This is a genomic window from Streptomyces sp. NPDC046215 (assembly GCF_040646215.1).
Lineage (GTDB): Bacteria > Actinomycetota > Actinomycetes > Streptomycetales > Streptomycetaceae > Streptomyces > Streptomyces stramineus.
In genome coordinates this window covers 17,159-31,572 of the sequence record NZ_JBEYZW010000080.1, presented here as the reverse complement: position 1 = coordinate 31,572, position 14,414 = coordinate 17,159, and the positions used below count along the sequence as shown (strand labels likewise).

The window sequence follows — 14,414 nt, the reverse complement described above, 5'->3', positions numbered from 1 at the left end:
CCGGTTTAACATCGGGCTGCACCCCGCCCAGTCCCCGACGGACATGCTCGCGGCGACCGGGCAGGGGCCGGCGGCCGGGCCGGTGCCTGGGGGCCGGGCGGGCGGGCCCGCCCGCCCGGCCCCTCTCACCGCTCCCGGACGCCGATGTGCCGCAGCAGCAGCTCGCGGAAATCCCGGTCGAAGGCCGCGTAGCGGTCGCGGAGCCGCTCGCCCGGCCAGTCCCGTGGCAGGAGGGCCGCGGGCAGGACCGGGTCGGCCAGCAAGTGGCGCAGGACCGCCGCCGAGACCGTGAAGCGTTCGGCCAGGCCGCCCGGGCGCAGGGCCGCCTCCAGGGCGCGGGCCCGCGCCGCCCAGCCCTCCAGGTCCCACAGGCCGGCCGTGAGCCGGGCCGGGTCGCCTTCGGGGGCGCCCGTGAACACCGTGCACTGGTCGGCCACGACGGCGGGGCGCTCGCGGACGAGGTTGGCCGGGCGCAGCCAGCACCCTTCACGCAGCTCGGCCAGGCGCAGAGCCGCCATGGCCTGCCGGAGGGCCGCGCGGTCGGGGGCCGGGCGGCGGTCGGTGGTGACGACGGCGATCTCCCAGCCGCCGTCCCAGGGGCGGGTGCGGGGAGCCAGGCTGTCGTCCTGCCGGGCCTGGCGGGCGAGGAGCCGCTCGGTGAGCCGGTACTCGCCGTCGTCCTGCCGCAGGTCACCGGCGGCGACCATGCGGGTGAGGGCGGTGCGGACGGTGCCCTCCGCGGTGCCGAAGAGCTCGCCGACGCGCACCAGGGCGCGGGCCGGCAGGGCCGGCGGGTGGTGGCCGAGGAGGGTGGAGAGCACGATCGAGCGGGCGGTGAGCGGGCGCAGGGTGAGAGGTCCGGTGTCGTCCATGGTTGCCGAAACCCTATCCATTACAGCCTTCCGTCACGCATCATGAAACTGTAATACCGACGTCTCCCGCCGCCCGCAGCTCCCCCGCCGACCGGAGGTCTCCCCGTGAGCGCCACACACGACGTGTTCAACCAGCCCCCGCCCCTGACCGGCTTCACCACCGCCGACGACCCCGCGCTGCTGGAGGCGCTGCGCCGCGACGGCGGCGGCTGGGGCGAGCGGGAGGTGCGTGAGCTGGGGGCCCGGGCCGGGTCGCAGGAGGTGCAGGAGTGGGCGCGGGCGGCCGAGGCCCACCCGCCGGTGCTGCGCACCCACGACCGGTTCGGCCACCGCGTCGACGAGGTGGAGTTCCATCCCGCCTGGCACCAGCTGATGGCCGAGGCGGTCGGCAGCGGACAGCACGCCGCCCCCTGGGCGGAGCCGCGCCCAGGCGCCCACCTGGTGCGCGCCGCGAAGTTCTACGCGTGGGCGCAGGCCGAGCCGGGCCACGGCTGTCCCGTCTCCATGACGTACGCCGCCGTCCCGGCCCTACGCGCCCAGCCGGAGCTGGCCGCCGTCTACGAGCCGCTGCTGGCCTCGCGCGCGTACGACTTCGGGCTCCGGCCGCCGCTCGGCAAGCGGGGCCTGATCGCGGGCATGTCGATGACGGAGAAGCAGGGCGGCTCGGACGTCCGGGCGAACACCACGACGGCCGAGCCCGCGGGCGACGGCTCGTATGTGATCACCGGTCACAAGTGGTTCACCTCCGCGCCGATGAGCGATGTCTTCCTGGTGCTGGCCCAGGCGCGAGAGGGCCTGACCTGCTTCCTCATGCCGCGCGTCCTGCCCGACGGCACCCTCAACGCCATGCGCCTGCAGCGGCTGAAGGACAAGCTCGGCAACCGCTCCAACGCCTCGGCGGAGGTCGAGTACGAGCAGGCGCTCGCCCGGCCGGTCGGGGAGCCGGGGCGCGGGGTGCGCACCATCGTCGAGATGGTCAACATGACCCGGCTGGACTGCGTCATCGGCTCGGCGGCGGGGATGCGGGCGGGGCTGCGGCAGGCCCTGCACCACGCCGCCCACCGCAAGGCGTTCGGCGCCGAGCTGATCGACCAGCCGCTGATGCGCAACGTCCTGGCGGACCTCGCGGTGGAGTCCGAGGCCGCGACGGTCCTGGCGATGCGGCTGGCGGCGGCGCTCGACCGGTCGGAGGCAGGTGACGACGGGGAGGCGGCGCTGCGGCGGCTCGCCCTCGCGGCGGGCAAGTACTGGGTGTGCAAGCGGGGCAGCGCGCACGCGGCGGAGGCGCTCGAATGCCTCGGCGGCAACGGCTACGTCGAGGAGTCCGGCATGCCGCGGCTCTACCGCGAGGCGCCCCTGCTGTCGATCTGGGAGGGCTCGGGCAATGTGGCGGCCCTGGACGTCCTGCGCGCGCTGACCCGGGAACCGGCCGCCCTGGACGCCTACTTCGCGGAGGTCGGCGCCGCGGCGGGCGCCGACGCCCGGCTGGACGCCGCCACCGGCCGGCTGCGCGCCCTGCTCGGCTCGCTCGGCGACCCCGGCCGCGCCCAGCTCCTCGCCCGCCGCGTCGCCGAGCAGCTCACGCTCGTCCTCCAGGGCAGCCTGCTCGTCCGGTACAGCACCCCGGCCGTCGCGGACGCCTTCTGTGCCTCCCGGCTGGACGCCGACTGGGGGAACGCCTTCGGCACGCTGCCGCCGGGTGCGGACCTGGGCGCGGTCCTGGAGCGTGCCCGGGCGAAGGACGCGCGGTGACGGTCCGCGTGGAGCGCTCCGGTCCCGTCACCACCGTCATCCTCTCCCGGCCCGCCGTGCGCAACGCCGTGGACGCGGCGACGGCCGCGGAACTCGCCGACGCCTTCCGGGCCTTCGAGGAGGACGAGGAGGCGCGGGCGGCGGTGCTGTGGGGTGAGGGCGGCACGTTCTGCGCGGGCGCCGACCTCAAGGCGTTCGCCGCCGGGCACGGCAACAGGGTCGCGCCCGACGGTGACGGCCCCATGGGCCCCACGCGGCTGCGGCTGTCGAAGCCGGTGATCGCGGCGGTGAGCGGGCACGCGGTGGCGGGCGGCCTGGAGCTGGCGCTGTGGTGCGACCTGCGGGTGGCTGAGGAGGACGCCGTCTTCGGTGTCTTCTGCCGCCGCTGGGGAGTGCCGCTGATCGACGGCGGCACCGTCCGGCTCCCCCGGCTGATCGGGGCGAGCCGCGCCATGGACCTGATCCTCACCGGCCGCCCGGTGCCCGCGGCCGAGGCGTACGCCATCGGTCTGGCCAACCGCCTGGTGCCGACAGGCGGGGCCCGGGCGGCGGCGGAGGAACTGGCCGCGCGGCTCGCCCGCTTCCCGCAGACCTGCCTGCGCGGCGACCGCGCGTCCCTGCTGGACCAGGAGGGGCTCCCGCTGGAGCGGGCGATGGCCGCGGAACTCGCCCACGGCGCGGCGTCCTTGGCGGAGGCGGCCGACGGGGCCGCCCGCTTCGCCGCCGGGTCGGGCCGGCACGGGGACTTCTTGGACCCGTGACGGCGAACGGCGCCGGCCCGGCAGCGGCCGGCGCCGGACCCGTCGGGTGAACTTCCTCTCCCCGCCCGCCCGTTACTTCGCCATTGCCCGGCTTGTCGCACACAGAAAGTCCACATTTTTTCATCCCTTGGAAGGGATTCGCGCTCCGCGGCGGCGGATCGGGCTACGGGCCCCGGGAGGATCTCCGTCGTGAGTGGATGGGCACGGGCAGGGCGAACGGGAATCGTGGCGTGCGTCGCCGTACTGGCGACCGCGGGCGCCGGGCCGGCGGGGGGCGACGATCCCGGCGATCCCGGTGACCCCCCGTCCGCGGGAGCTTTCGCACCCGGCGCCCGGCCCCCGCAGGCGGATCGTTCCGGCACGGCCCGCGCGGCCGCCGGCACCCCCTCCGCCACCGTGCGGGCCCGCCGCACCGGGCCGGCCGGCGCAGGCCGCGCCACCGTGGAAACCCGCACCTCCGCCTGGGAGTTCCCCGCGCCCGCCGGCCGCCCCCGGCCCCCCGGCGACGGGCTACCCCGCGGGCTGATCGCCGCCTCGGGTGACGGCGCCGCGATGATCGTCCGGGACAGCTCCGGCTGCCTGGTGCTGAGAGCGCACACCGGGGCGAGCGCGGCCGAGGTCCGCACCTGCCGCCACCGTCCGCCCCGGCCGCCGGCCACGGCCGCCCCGCCCGCGCCCGCACCACCACCGCCCGCCCGGCCGGCCCCCGCGCCGCCCCGGCCCACGCCACCGCCCGCCCCCGTCCGTCCGGTTATCGCGAAGGCCCGGGCCGTACCGCCGCCCCCGGCGCCCGTCCTCCCCGAGCCCGCCGCGCCACCGAAACCGACCCCGCCGGCCCCGCCGCCTTCGCCCGCCCACGTCGGGCCCCACGCCTACCACCAGAGCTACGTCAAGCCACCCGACGGCGGCCCCTCGCTGGTCACCGTCACCCTGCTGCTCACCGCTCCCGCCGTCCTCGCCGCGGCGATGCTGCGGCCGCGCGGCGGCAGCGGCGGCCGGCGCGGCTGACCCGGCCCCGCCGCCACTCCCCCCTTCCGCACCGCTCCCTCTCCCGGAGGTTCCCCTTGTCCGAGTGGCTGGTCCTGGTCCTCGCGATGGTCGCCGCCTGCACCGTCGTCCTGACCATCACCCTGCTCCGCGGTCGGCGTCCGGAGGAGGAGGACGACCCCTCCGAGACCCCCGACGTGATCGAGTACATGACGATGATGATGGGCGTGGTCTACGCCATCGTGCTGGGCCTCGCCATCGCCGGCGTGTGGGAGGGACGCGGCGCCGCACAGCAGAGCGTGCAGACGGAGGCGACCGCCCTGCACGAGGTCAGCGAGCGGGTGAAGGCGTACGCCCCGGAGGCCCGGGACCGCACGCGCAAGGACGTCGAGGCGTATGTGAGCCACGTGGTGAACACGGAGTGGCAGCACATGCTCGACAAGGGGGAGCTCACCGAGAAGGGGTCGAAGCTGCTCGCCAAGGTGCGCGAGGACGTGACCTCCTACGTGCCGCGCAACGACCACGAGGGGCAGTCGTACCAACCGCTGCTGGACCAGGTCTCACAGGCGTCCGCCGCCCGGAGCGTGCGGGCCCAGAACGCCGAGCCGACGATGCCGGGCGTGGTGTGGTTCGGGCTGATCGCGGGAGCCGCCGTCGCGGTGGGCATGATCTTCACCCTGCAGATCAGGCGGACCTCGCGGGAGCTGCTGCTCGCCGGGCTCTACACCTCGCTGATCGCCTTCCTCCTCTTCCTCGTCTGGGACTTCAACTCGCCCTTCGGCCATGAAGTGGGCGACGCCACCGGGCCGTTCACCGACCTGTTCTCCATCTGACGGGCAGGTGCTTGAGGCCGTTCTGGAAGTTCGACGTCAGCCGCACCGGTTCGCCCGCCCGCTCCAGGCCGGGCAGCCGGTGCAGTGCTGTGCCCAGCATCGCCCGCAGCTGGACGCGCGCGAGGCGGGCGCCGAGGCAGACGTGCGGGCCGAAGCCGAAACTGAGGTGGTCGTTGGGGGTGCGGGTGATGTCGAAGCGGTCGGGGTCGGGGAAGACGCGCTCGTCCCGATTGGCGGAGGCGTGGAAGACGACGACCTTCTCACCGCGCCGCACGCGCACCCCGCCGAGGGTGGTGTCGCGGGTGGCGGTGCGCCGGAAGTTCATGACGGGTGGCCAGTAGCGCAGGATCTCCTCCACCGCCGAGGGCATCAGCTCCGGCTTCTCCCGCAGGAGCGCGCACTGCCCGGGGTGGTCGAGGAGGGTGAGCAGGCCGCCCGGGATGCCGTTGCGCAGCGTCTCGTTCCCGGCGACCGCGAAGAGGAAGAACATGGTCTCGAATTCGTCACGGGTCAGGCCGCCCTCGCGCGCCCGGGCCAGCACGCTGCCGGGCCGGGCATGGTCGGCCAGGGCGTGCGCGTAGGCGGTCAGGTCGGCGAGGGCCTCCCGGGACCGGGGGCTGATCGCGCTTCCGTCGGGGCGGACGGGCGTGGCCGGGCGGTGGGCGAGGGCGGCCCGGCCCATCGGGCTCAGCGTCGCGGGGTCGGCGGTGGCGGCCCCCGCGTAGTCGGCGTCCTGGTAGCCGATGACGCGGTTCGACCAGTCGAAGAGCAGCCGCCGGTCCTCCTCCGGCACGCCCATGAGGTGGGCGAGGGTCCGCACGGGCAGGTCGGCGGTGAGCTCCACGAAGTCCGCCGCGCCGGCGTCGGCCACGGCGTCGACGAGGGCGCGGGCCCGGGCCTCGATGACCGCCTCCAGCTCCCGCACCGCCCGCGGGCTGAACGCCGCGGCGACGATGCGGCGCAGCCGGGCGTGGGCGGGCGGATCCTGGTTGAGCATCATGGACCGGACGAACGCGAGGTCGGCCTCGGTGTCCGGGTCGGGTATCTGGGTGGCCCCCAGGTACGAGGAGTAGACCTCGGGGCTGCGCAGCACGTGCCGGACGTCGGCGTGCCGGAACACCGCCCAGAAGCCGGGGCCGGGCGGCCAGGGTCCGACGGCCGGTTCCCCGACGCGGCACACCGGGTGCGTCTCGCGCAGTTCCCGGAACCGGTCGTAGGGCACCCCGCGCGCGTAGGTCGCGGGGAGGTAGACGTCGGCGGTCACCCCGGATGCGGTCACCTCTGGGACCGTACGCCCTCCTCTGGCGGCCGCGTCAAGGGCTCGCCACAATAACGGGGTGACCCCGGATCCGGCGCCGCCCCGCGAGGGGCGGCGCGGCCCGGTCACCCCCAGGCACCCTTGAGGTGGCTGTGCGGCATGGTTTTACTGGAGTCACCGGATCAGACGGCATCGGCTGTGAACGGAGGCACGGACAGTGACCGAAACCGAGTCCGACAGGGCGGGTCCCCCACGCGTCGTCGGTGAAGCGGAAGCCGACTCGCTGGTGCGCGGCATCTGTTTCAAGACCGGGCCGCCACGGCTGCTCGGTGTCGAACTGGAATGGCTCGTGCACGACCTGGGCGACCCGGCCCGGCCCGTCGCCCCGCCCCTGCTGGCAGCCGCCGCCGACCGCTTGCGCGCCCTGCCCCTGCGGTCCCTGATCACCGTCGAACCCGGTGGTCAGCTGGAGTTCAGCTCCCGCCCCGCGCGGTCCCTGACCGCCTGCGTGGAGGAGGTCTCCGCCGACCTCGCCCGAGCCCGTCCCGCACTGCGCGACCTCGGGCTCACCCTCGCCGGATACGGCCAGGACCCCTGGCACCCGCCGCGCCGCGTGCTGGCCACCCCCCGCTACGACGCCATGGAGGCGCACTACGACCGGTGGAGCACCGCCGGCCGCACCATCATGTGCCGGACCGCGTCCGTGCAGGTCTCCCTCGACGCCGGCTTCGAGGAACCGGGCCCCCTCGGGTACGGGCGGCGCTGGCGCCTCGCCCACCTGCTGGGCGCGGTCCTGGTCGCCGCCTTCGCCAACTCCCCGCTGCACCTGGGCCGCCCGACCGGGTGGCGCTCCACCCGGCAGGCCGCCTACACGCGGGTGGACCCCGGGCGTGCCCTGGCGCCGCCGGAGGGCCCCGACCCGCGCGCGGCCTGGGCGGCGTACGCGCTGGACGCCCCGGTGATGTGCCTGCGGTCCGGCCGACGCCCCTGGGTGCCGCCCGCGGGGCTTGACCTGCGCCGGTGGGCCCGGACCGGGCGACCCCGGCCGGCCACGGCCGACGACGTCGCCTACCACCTGACCACCCTGTTCCCGCCCGTCCGGCCGCGCGGCCACCTGGAGCTGCGCATGATCGACGCCCAGCCCGGGGAGGACGGCTGGCTGGTGCCGCTCGCCGTCACGGCGGCGCTGTTCGACGACCCGGTGGCCGCCGAGACCGCGTACCGCGCGGTGAAGGCCCTCGCGGACACCGCCGGCCAGGCGCCGCCGCCGGACAACCCGCTGTGGCGCAACGCCGCCCGGCACGGGCTGGCCGACCCGGAGCTGCACGCCGCCGCCGTCGCCTGTTTCGCGGCGGCCCGCGAGGCGCTGCCCCGGCTGGGGGCGCGGCGGCGCGTCCTCGACGCCGTCGACACCTTCACCGAGCGGTACGTCGACCGGCGGCGGTGCCCCGCCGACGACCTCCTGGACCACGTCACCGGCAAGGAGAACCGCACATGACCGCCCCCGAACCGGTGGCCGAGGAGGATTTCCGGCAGCGCGCCGTGGATGCCCTGCTGACCGCCCGTGAGCGCACCCGCGCCCTCACCACGTGCGTCGACGAGCCCGAGCTCACCGCCCAGCACTCGCCCCTGATGTCGCCCCTGGTGTGGGACCTCGCGCACATCGGGAACCAGGAGGAGCAGTGGCTGCTGCGCGCCGTGGGCGGGCGCGAGGCGCTGCGCCCCGAGATCGACTCCGTGTACGACGCGTTCGAGCACCCGCGGGCCGCCCGGCCCGCGCTGCCCCTGCTGCCGCCCGCCGAGGCGCACGGCTACGCGGCCGAGGTGCGCGAGCGGGTCCTGGACGTCCTGCACGCGACGCCCCTGCGCGGCGCGCCGCTGGTGGAGGCCGGCTTCGCCTTCGGCATGATCGCGCAGCACGAGCAGCAGCACGACGAGACCATGCTGATCACCCATCAGCTGCGGCGCGGTCCGGCCGCGCTCACCGCGCCCGAGCCGCCGCCGGCCGGGCCGGACGCGGCCGGGCTGCCGGCGGAGGTCTTCGTCGAGGGCGGCCCGTTCACGATGGGCACGTCCACCGAGCCGTGGGCCCTGGACAACGAGCGGCCCGCCCACCGCCGCCTCGTGCCCTCCTTCTTCATCGACACGCTGCCGGTCTCCAATGGCGCGTACCTGCGGTTCATCGAGGACGGCGGGTACGACGACGCCCGGTGGTGGCACCCCCGGGGCTGGGAGCAGGTGCGGCGCCACGGGCTCGTGGCGCCGCTGTTCTGGCGGCGCGAGGGCACCACCTGGCTGCGCCGACGGTTCGGGGTCGTGGAGCCCGTTCCGCCGGACGAACCGGTCCTGCACGTCGGCTGGTACGAGGCCGCGGCGTACGCGGCCTGGGCGGGGCGGCGGCTGCCGTCCGAGGCGGAGTGGGAGAAGGCCGCCCGGCACGACCCCGCCTCGGGCCGTTCGCGGCGCTATCCGTGGGGCGACGCGGATCCCACCCCCGAGCGCGCCAACCTGGGGCAGCGGCACCTGCGGCCGGCCCCGGTCGGCGCCTATCCGGCGGGCGCCTCCCCGCTGGGGGTGCGGCAGCTGATCGGCGACGTGTGGGAGTGGACGTCCAGCGACTTCCTGCCCTACCCCGGCTTCCGGGCGTTCCCCTACCGCGAGTACTCGGAGGTCTTCTTCGGCGACACGTGCAAGGTGCTGCGCGGCGGGTCCTTCGCCGTCGACCCGGTGGCCTGCCGGGGGACGTTCCGCAACTGGGACCTGCCGGTGCGCAGGCAGATCTTCGCCGGGTTCCGCACCGCACGCGACGCGGAGCCTCGCTGATGTGCCGTCATATCGCGGTGCTGGGGCCGGAGTCCCCCATCGGCGCCGCTGTGGTGGATCCCCCGAACTCGCTGTTCCGCCAGTCGTGGGCGCCGCGCCGGCAGCGGTACGGGACGGTCAACGCCGACGGGTTCGGCGTCGGCTGGTACGCGGCGGGCGACCCGGTGCCCGCGCGCTACCGGCGGGCCGGGCCCGTCTGGGCCGATCCGTCGTTCGCCGACCTCGCCCGGGTGGTGCGGACCGGGGCCCTGCTCGCGGCCGTGCGGGACGCCACCGCGGCGGACGCGGACGGGGAGGCGGCGGCCGCCCCGTTCGCCGGCGGGCCGTGGCTGTTCAGCCACAACGGGGCGCTGACCGGCTGGCCGGACTCCGCCGCCCCGCTCACCGCGCTGCTGCCGCCGGGTGCGCTGCTGCGGCTGGAGGCGCGGTGCGACTCGGCGTTCGTGTGGGCGCTGGTCGAGCACCGGTTGAGAGAGGGGCAGGCGCCCGGGCAGGCGCTCGCGGGCACCGTCGCGGCGCTGGCGGAGGCCGCGCCCGGGTCCCGTCTCAACCTGCTCCTCACCGACGGCGTGTCCATCACCGCGACCGCCTGGGGGGACACCCTCTGGTACCTCACCGGCCCCGGCGGCCGCACGGCCGTCGCCTCCGAGCCCTACGACGACGACCCGCGCTGGGCCGAGGCCCCCGACAACTGCCTGCTCACCGCCACCCGCACCGATGTCGCGCTGTCCCCGCTCGTCCCGCTCAAGGAGCCCGTTTCGTGAGTCCGTTCGCCCTGACCCGGACCCTTCCCCTCGACGCGACCGCCGCGGCGCTGCGCGCGGACGTCGCCACGGGGCTGACCCGCTCGCCCAAGGAGCTCCCCCCGAAGTGGTTCTACGACGCCCGGGGCAGCGAGCTGTTCGACGAGATCACGGAGCTGCCCGAGTACTACCCGACGCGCGCCGAGCGGGAGATCCTCGTCGCCCGCGCCGGGGAGATCGCCGAAGCCACCGGCGCCCGTACGCTCGTGGAGCTGGGCTCGGGCTCGTCCGACAAGACCCGCCACCTCATCCGGGCCCTCCCGGCGCTCGACACCTATGTGCCCGTCGACGTCAGCGAGAGCGCCCTCACCGGGGCGGCCGAGGTGCTCCTCGCCGAGCACCCGGAGCTGACCGTGCACGCGCTGATCGCCGACTTCCAGTACGGGCTTCCGCTGCCCGACACGCCCGGGCCCCGGCTGCTGGCCTTCCTGGGCGGCACGATCGGCAATCTCCAGCCGGACGAGCGGGCGGCCTTCTTCGCCGGCGTCCGGGCCGAGCTGGCCCCCGGGGACGCGCTGCTGCTGGGCACCGACCTGGTCAAGGACGAGCGCACGCTCGTCGCCGCCTACGACGACGCGGCGGGGGTGACCGCCGCGTTCAACAAGAACGTCCTGGAGGTCGTCAACCGGGAGCTCGGCGCCGACTTCGACCCCGGGGACTTCGACCACGTCGCCCTGTGGGACGCGGAGCGGGAGTGGATCGAGATGCGGCTGCGGGCCCGGTCCGCCGTAGTCGTCAAGGTCCCGGCGCTCGATCTGGCGGTGCACTTCGCGGCGGGAGAGGAGCTGCGCACGGAGGTCTCGGCGAAGTTCCGCCGGGCGGGGGTGCGGGCCGAGCTGGCCGCGGCCGGGCTGGAGAGCACCCACTGGTGGACCGACGAGCAGGGCCGGTTCGCGCTGTCCCTGTCCGTGCCGGTTAGCCTCCCTGTGTGAGCGAACAGAGGAACGAGAGCCTGCCGACCGGCTTCGAACGCGGGACCGACGGTCCCAAGGTGATCGTCGTGGGGGTCGACGGCTCCGACCCCTCCTGGCGCGCCGCCGCCTACGCGGCGGGCCTGGCCCGCCGGCAGAACGCGCTGCTGGCCGTCGTGTACGTCCAGCCGTTCCTGGCCGGCGGCGCCGCCCTCGGCGCGCCGGTCGCGGAGCTGACGGAGGAGGTCGCGGAGGACCTGCTGGCGGAGATCCGCGCCACGGCGGAGCGGCTGCGGGGCACCTTCGCCGTGCGGTGGGAGTTCCACACCTTCCACGGCGACCCCTATTCCGGCCTGGTCCGGGCGGCGGACGAGCTGACGGCGGACGCGGTGGTCGTCGGCGCCTCCGAGCAGGCGGGCCACCGCATCGTCGGCTCGGTCGCCGTCCGGCTGGTCAAGGCGGGGCGGTGGCCGGTCACGGTGGTGCCGTGATCCCTGCGGGCGGGGGGTGGTGGGCCGCACCGTTCAGCGGCGCGAGCGCGGACCCGGCCGCCGTGTGCTTCGCGCCCTCCGCCGACACCTCCGGGTGAACGGCCCGCCCTGCAGAGCCCTCAGCGGCTGTCGTGCCGGCTTCCAGGGCCCTGAAGGCACTGCCGGGCGCGGCTTCGAAGGCCACCGTGCGGGAAAGCCCGGCGGCGCGTCCGTCAGTCGCCGTCGTCCAGCCGGAACCCGACTTTCAGGCCCACGCGGTAGTGCCCGATCCGGCCCTCATCAAGGTGTCTCCGGATTTGGGTGACCTCGAACCAGGACAAGCAGAGCGCAGGACCGAGAACGCCACGCGCGCGCGTGCGCAGCAGAACGGAGCGACGCCCCGTAGTGCGGTGGTCCTGCGACCGCCCCGCCTGGCGCGGTCCCGTGGTGACTCTTCTCCCACGGTTCGACCCCGGGCGGGGCGTGCAGCATTGGGTTCCAGCGCTGGCCGCAGCATCTGTGTCGCTCGGTGCCGGAAGGCTGACGGCGTGCGCAAGAGTGGACTTGCCGATGCCGGGTTGGCCGGTGACGGGACCTGCTGGTTTATCGGGTCATCAGCCATGCTGTGACGCCTGAGCTGACCAGACTCGCGACAATGGCCAGAAGCCTGGCCGGTAGGCGCTCGATGGTCAGGTGGACGCTGCCACAGTGGATCTCGGCGTACGGACGCGGTGCAGTCTTCAATGTGAGCCCCTTCGGTCTGGGCGGCCTTGCTTCGGACGTTACCGAGGCCGCATCGGCCCGTATCGTCGTAGAGCACGGCGAGTACTTCTCCTTGATTCTCCCCATGCCGGGCTCGTAGCCCTCGCCGCCCTGCTCCAGGAGCATGATGCGCCGTATCTCCTCTGCATTCAGGCCCCGGTCATAGAGCGCGAGCACCTGATCTCGCCATGCGATGGCAGTAGTGCGCCGATCGGGCTTCCTCCCGGACCGCCTAGTCCAAGTGGACAAGCGCCCTGGTGATGAGTTCCTTGGCGCGCTCGCCGTATACGGCAGACCTCTTCAACAAGTCGAAGGCTTTCGCGTAGAGGGTGATTTCCCGCGGCTGGGTGACCGAGAACTCGGCGGAGTAGGTCTCGACCAGCACAAGCTTGTCGTCGAACATCGAGAACGAGTTGCCGGGCCAGAGGTGCATCAGTGCATCACGCGGGATGAACCCGAGACTGAGGCGAGGAAGACCCATTACCGCGAGAAGCCGGTCCAGCTGGCCCCGCATGACGTCTTTCCCACCGATGTTCGTATACAGGGCTTGCTCGGAGAGGAGCACATTGAATATGCGATTACCCTGATAGAGGTACTGTTGGCGTTCCATGCGCTTGGCCACCGCAGCATCCGTGTCATCCGGGATTTCATAAAAGCTGACGACCTGTTGGAATGTTGCAGCAGCGTACTCGGCCGTCTGGAGCGTGCCCCACACCACTGTGGGGTGGAAGATCCGGAATACCTTTGTCTTCGCGTAAACAGGGAGCGCCTTGCGCTGTCGTTGCTCCGCCCCCGTATGGAGTTGGCGTCGCCACTCCAGCCACAGTTCCTCGATGTGCCGCACCGTGGCGATCAGATCATTGACCTGATCCTCCGTGCCGGCTTTCCGGCACCAGAGCCGGATGTCCTCCTCACTGGCGTTCTGCCGGCCGTTCTCGATGCGCGAGACCTTGGATTCCTGCCAGCCCATGGCTGCTGCGAACGCTCGGCCGCTGGCGAATCCCGCGTCCTTGCGGAACCCGCGCAGCCGGGCGCCCAGAGCTTCCCGGGCCTCTTGTGCTCTGTTGCTCACCGGTGGATCAGGGCTTGTACTCGCTGTGCGGGATAGCAGCGGACCAGAGTGTGTCACGGACCTTGACGCACTCCGCGACCGTGGCGGGGTCGTCGATGAGTTCGGACCCGAGGACGCGGCCGTCCTCGCTGAAGTGGCCGATCGCCAGAAGACGGTCGTCGTACAGCCACCAGTCGTTACCCGACACGGGGAAGATCAGGGAGCCGGGTACCTGGTGCCGCGGCAGCCATCGGATGTCTTCGCCGGCCTCAATGTTCAAGCGGGTCAGGGAGTGCTCCCAGCGGACGTACTGCGAATGCGGCTCGCTGATGACGCGGACCCGACGCACCGTCTTTCCCTGGCCCGTCACCCGCTTCATGAGGGTCATCCACGGGTCGAGCCAGGCGTAGCGGTCGGGCTCGCCGCGCTGCCAGCGGGCGTACGGGGTGTCCTCGACGGGGGAGCCGTAGTCGTCCCGCAGTTCGAGGTGGAAGGCGTCGCGCTCGAAGCTTTCGAAAAGCTTGTCGCGCTCGGCGCTAGTGATCAGGTCCACTGTTCTCCTCCAGCAGGGCCATGATCGAGGACTTGGGGACCTCGACGCAGGTCTCGTAGTCAGGCATGCGCATCTGACTGAGCGCTTCGGCGTCCGTCATAGCAGGTCCTTGAAGAACGCACGTCTCCTGGTCCGTCACCAGCATGATCGGCGCCTCGAAGCGCTTGATCTTGCCTGATGTCAGGCCGTCGTTGACCAGATGTTCGAACAACTCGGGCGGCACTTCCACGGCCGTGTGGCCGGCTGGTACGTCCAGCCGCGTCAGTAGGTCGTTCGCGTAGACCTTCCAGCCCTGGACGATGTAACTGTCCCGGTCGGTGGCGTAGAGGGTGGGGCTGTCACCAGGGGTGCTGTTCTTGCCGAGGAACCGTAGCTTCATCGTCGCTCTCCAGTCCGCTTCCTTGCGCCGGATTGCTCAGAGGACCGATCGTCCGTTCGGCGTATCCCCCCGTCAACCTACCTGCCGCAAACTCGCGCAATCTGCTTGGGTTTTGGGTCAACAGCTCCCTACGGTCGTCTGGGAATCCAAGTCACGCGAGATTCAGGGCGGGGAACCGAATCATGGAGATCGGGAGAAC

General features: G+C 73.5%; 14 protein-coding genes and 1 pseudogene. 9 read left to right on the top strand and 6 right to left on the bottom strand.

Features of this window, described 5'->3' with window-relative positions; genetic code table 11:
* Positions 1 to 125: 125 nt before the first annotated feature.
* A complete protein-coding gene (locus ABZ951_RS27030) occupies positions 126 to 872 on the bottom strand; it encodes a PaaX family transcriptional regulator C-terminal domain-containing protein (RefSeq protein ID WP_344086798.1) in 747 nt (248 codons plus the stop codon).
* Positions 873 to 977: 105 nt separating this feature from the next.
* On the opposite strand from ABZ951_RS27030, the gene ABZ951_RS27025 reads away from it, so the two are divergent.
* From ABZ951_RS27025 to ABZ951_RS27010, 4 genes are all read left to right on the top strand, one after another.
* Positions 978 to 2,624: an acyl-CoA dehydrogenase family protein gene (locus ABZ951_RS27025; protein ID WP_344086795.1), complete on the top strand. Its 1,647-nt coding sequence runs from the start codon at positions 978 to 980 to the stop codon at positions 2,622 to 2,624.
* Complete coding sequence (locus ABZ951_RS27020; protein WP_344086792.1) at positions 2,621 to 3,385, top strand: crotonase/enoyl-CoA hydratase family protein; 765 nt, start codon at positions 2,621 to 2,623, stop codon at positions 3,383 to 3,385. The genes ABZ951_RS27025 and ABZ951_RS27020 overlap by 4 nt, the downstream gene beginning before the upstream one ends.
* Before the next feature lie 189 nt (positions 3,386 to 3,574).
* On the top strand, positions 3,575 to 4,393 hold the full coding sequence (locus ABZ951_RS27015; protein WP_361280885.1) for a hypothetical protein: 819 nt from the start codon (positions 3,575 to 3,577) through the stop codon (positions 4,391 to 4,393).
* Positions 4,394 to 4,449: 56 nt separating this feature from the next.
* The gene (locus ABZ951_RS27010; protein WP_344094135.1) at positions 4,450 to 5,205 is read left to right on the top strand and encodes a hypothetical protein; all 756 of its coding nucleotides are present in this window, start codon (positions 4,450 to 4,452) and stop codon (positions 5,203 to 5,205) included.
* On the opposite strand, the gene ABZ951_RS27005 is transcribed toward ABZ951_RS27010, so the two are convergent.
* Positions 5,183 to 6,484, bottom strand: a complete 1,302-nt coding sequence (locus ABZ951_RS27005) for a cytochrome P450 (RefSeq protein ID WP_344094133.1) — start codon at positions 6,482 to 6,484, stop codon at positions 5,183 to 5,185. The genes ABZ951_RS27010 and ABZ951_RS27005 overlap by 23 nt on opposite strands.
* Before the next feature lie 196 nt (positions 6,485 to 6,680).
* Between ABZ951_RS27005 and egtA the strand changes: the two genes are divergently transcribed.
* Genes egtA through ABZ951_RS26980 form a run of 5 tightly spaced genes read left to right on the top strand, consistent with a single transcriptional unit; the run spans position 6,681 to position 11,491 of the window.
* A complete protein-coding gene (gene egtA, locus ABZ951_RS27000; protein WP_344094130.1) occupies positions 6,681 to 7,961 on the top strand; it encodes an ergothioneine biosynthesis glutamate--cysteine ligase EgtA in 1,281 nt (426 codons plus the stop codon).
* Positions 7,958 to 9,286 (top strand): ergothioneine biosynthesis protein EgtB, encoded by a 1,329-nt coding sequence (gene egtB, locus ABZ951_RS26995; RefSeq protein WP_344094127.1) that lies wholly within the window; start codon positions 7,958 to 7,960, stop codon positions 9,284 to 9,286. The genes egtA and egtB overlap by 4 nt, the downstream gene beginning before the upstream one ends.
* Positions 9,286 to 10,050: an ergothioneine biosynthesis protein EgtC gene (gene egtC / locus ABZ951_RS26990; RefSeq protein ID WP_344094125.1), complete on the top strand. Its 765-nt coding sequence runs from the start codon at positions 9,286 to 9,288 to the stop codon at positions 10,048 to 10,050. Before egtB ends, egtC begins: the two co-directional genes overlap by 1 nt.
* Positions 10,047 to 11,021 (top strand): L-histidine N(alpha)-methyltransferase, encoded by a 975-nt coding sequence (gene egtD / locus ABZ951_RS26985; RefSeq protein WP_344094123.1) that lies wholly within the window; start codon positions 10,047 to 10,049, stop codon positions 11,019 to 11,021. The genes egtC and egtD overlap by 4 nt, the downstream gene beginning before the upstream one ends.
* The gene (locus ABZ951_RS26980) at positions 11,018 to 11,491 is read left to right on the top strand and encodes a universal stress protein (protein ID WP_344094121.1); all 474 of its coding nucleotides are present in this window, start codon (positions 11,018 to 11,020) and stop codon (positions 11,489 to 11,491) included. Before egtD ends, ABZ951_RS26980 begins: the two co-directional genes overlap by 4 nt.
* 212 nt (positions 11,492 to 11,703) lie before the next feature.
* Here ABZ951_RS26980 and ABZ951_RS26975 read toward each other — a convergent pair.
* The 4 genes and pseudogenes from ABZ951_RS26975 to ABZ951_RS26960 form a co-directional block, all read right to left on the bottom strand.
* Positions 11,704 to 11,811: pseudogene (locus ABZ951_RS26975) on the bottom strand (dodecin family protein); the annotation flags it as partial.
* A gap of 653 nt (positions 11,812 to 12,464) precedes the next feature.
* Complete coding sequence (locus ABZ951_RS26970) at positions 12,465 to 13,304, bottom strand: helix-turn-helix transcriptional regulator (protein ID WP_344094119.1); 840 nt, start codon at positions 13,302 to 13,304, stop codon at positions 12,465 to 12,467.
* A 7-nt stretch (positions 13,305 to 13,311) separates the two neighbouring features.
* On the bottom strand, positions 13,312 to 13,836 hold the full coding sequence (locus ABZ951_RS26965) for a DUF6879 family protein (RefSeq protein WP_344094116.1): 525 nt from the start codon (positions 13,834 to 13,836) through the stop codon (positions 13,312 to 13,314).
* Positions 13,820 to 14,215: a hypothetical protein gene (locus tag ABZ951_RS26960; RefSeq protein ID WP_344094114.1), complete on the bottom strand. Its 396-nt coding sequence runs from the start codon at positions 14,213 to 14,215 to the stop codon at positions 13,820 to 13,822. Before ABZ951_RS26960 ends, ABZ951_RS26965 begins: the two co-directional genes overlap by 17 nt.
* Positions 14,216 to 14,414: the final 199 nt, after the last annotated feature.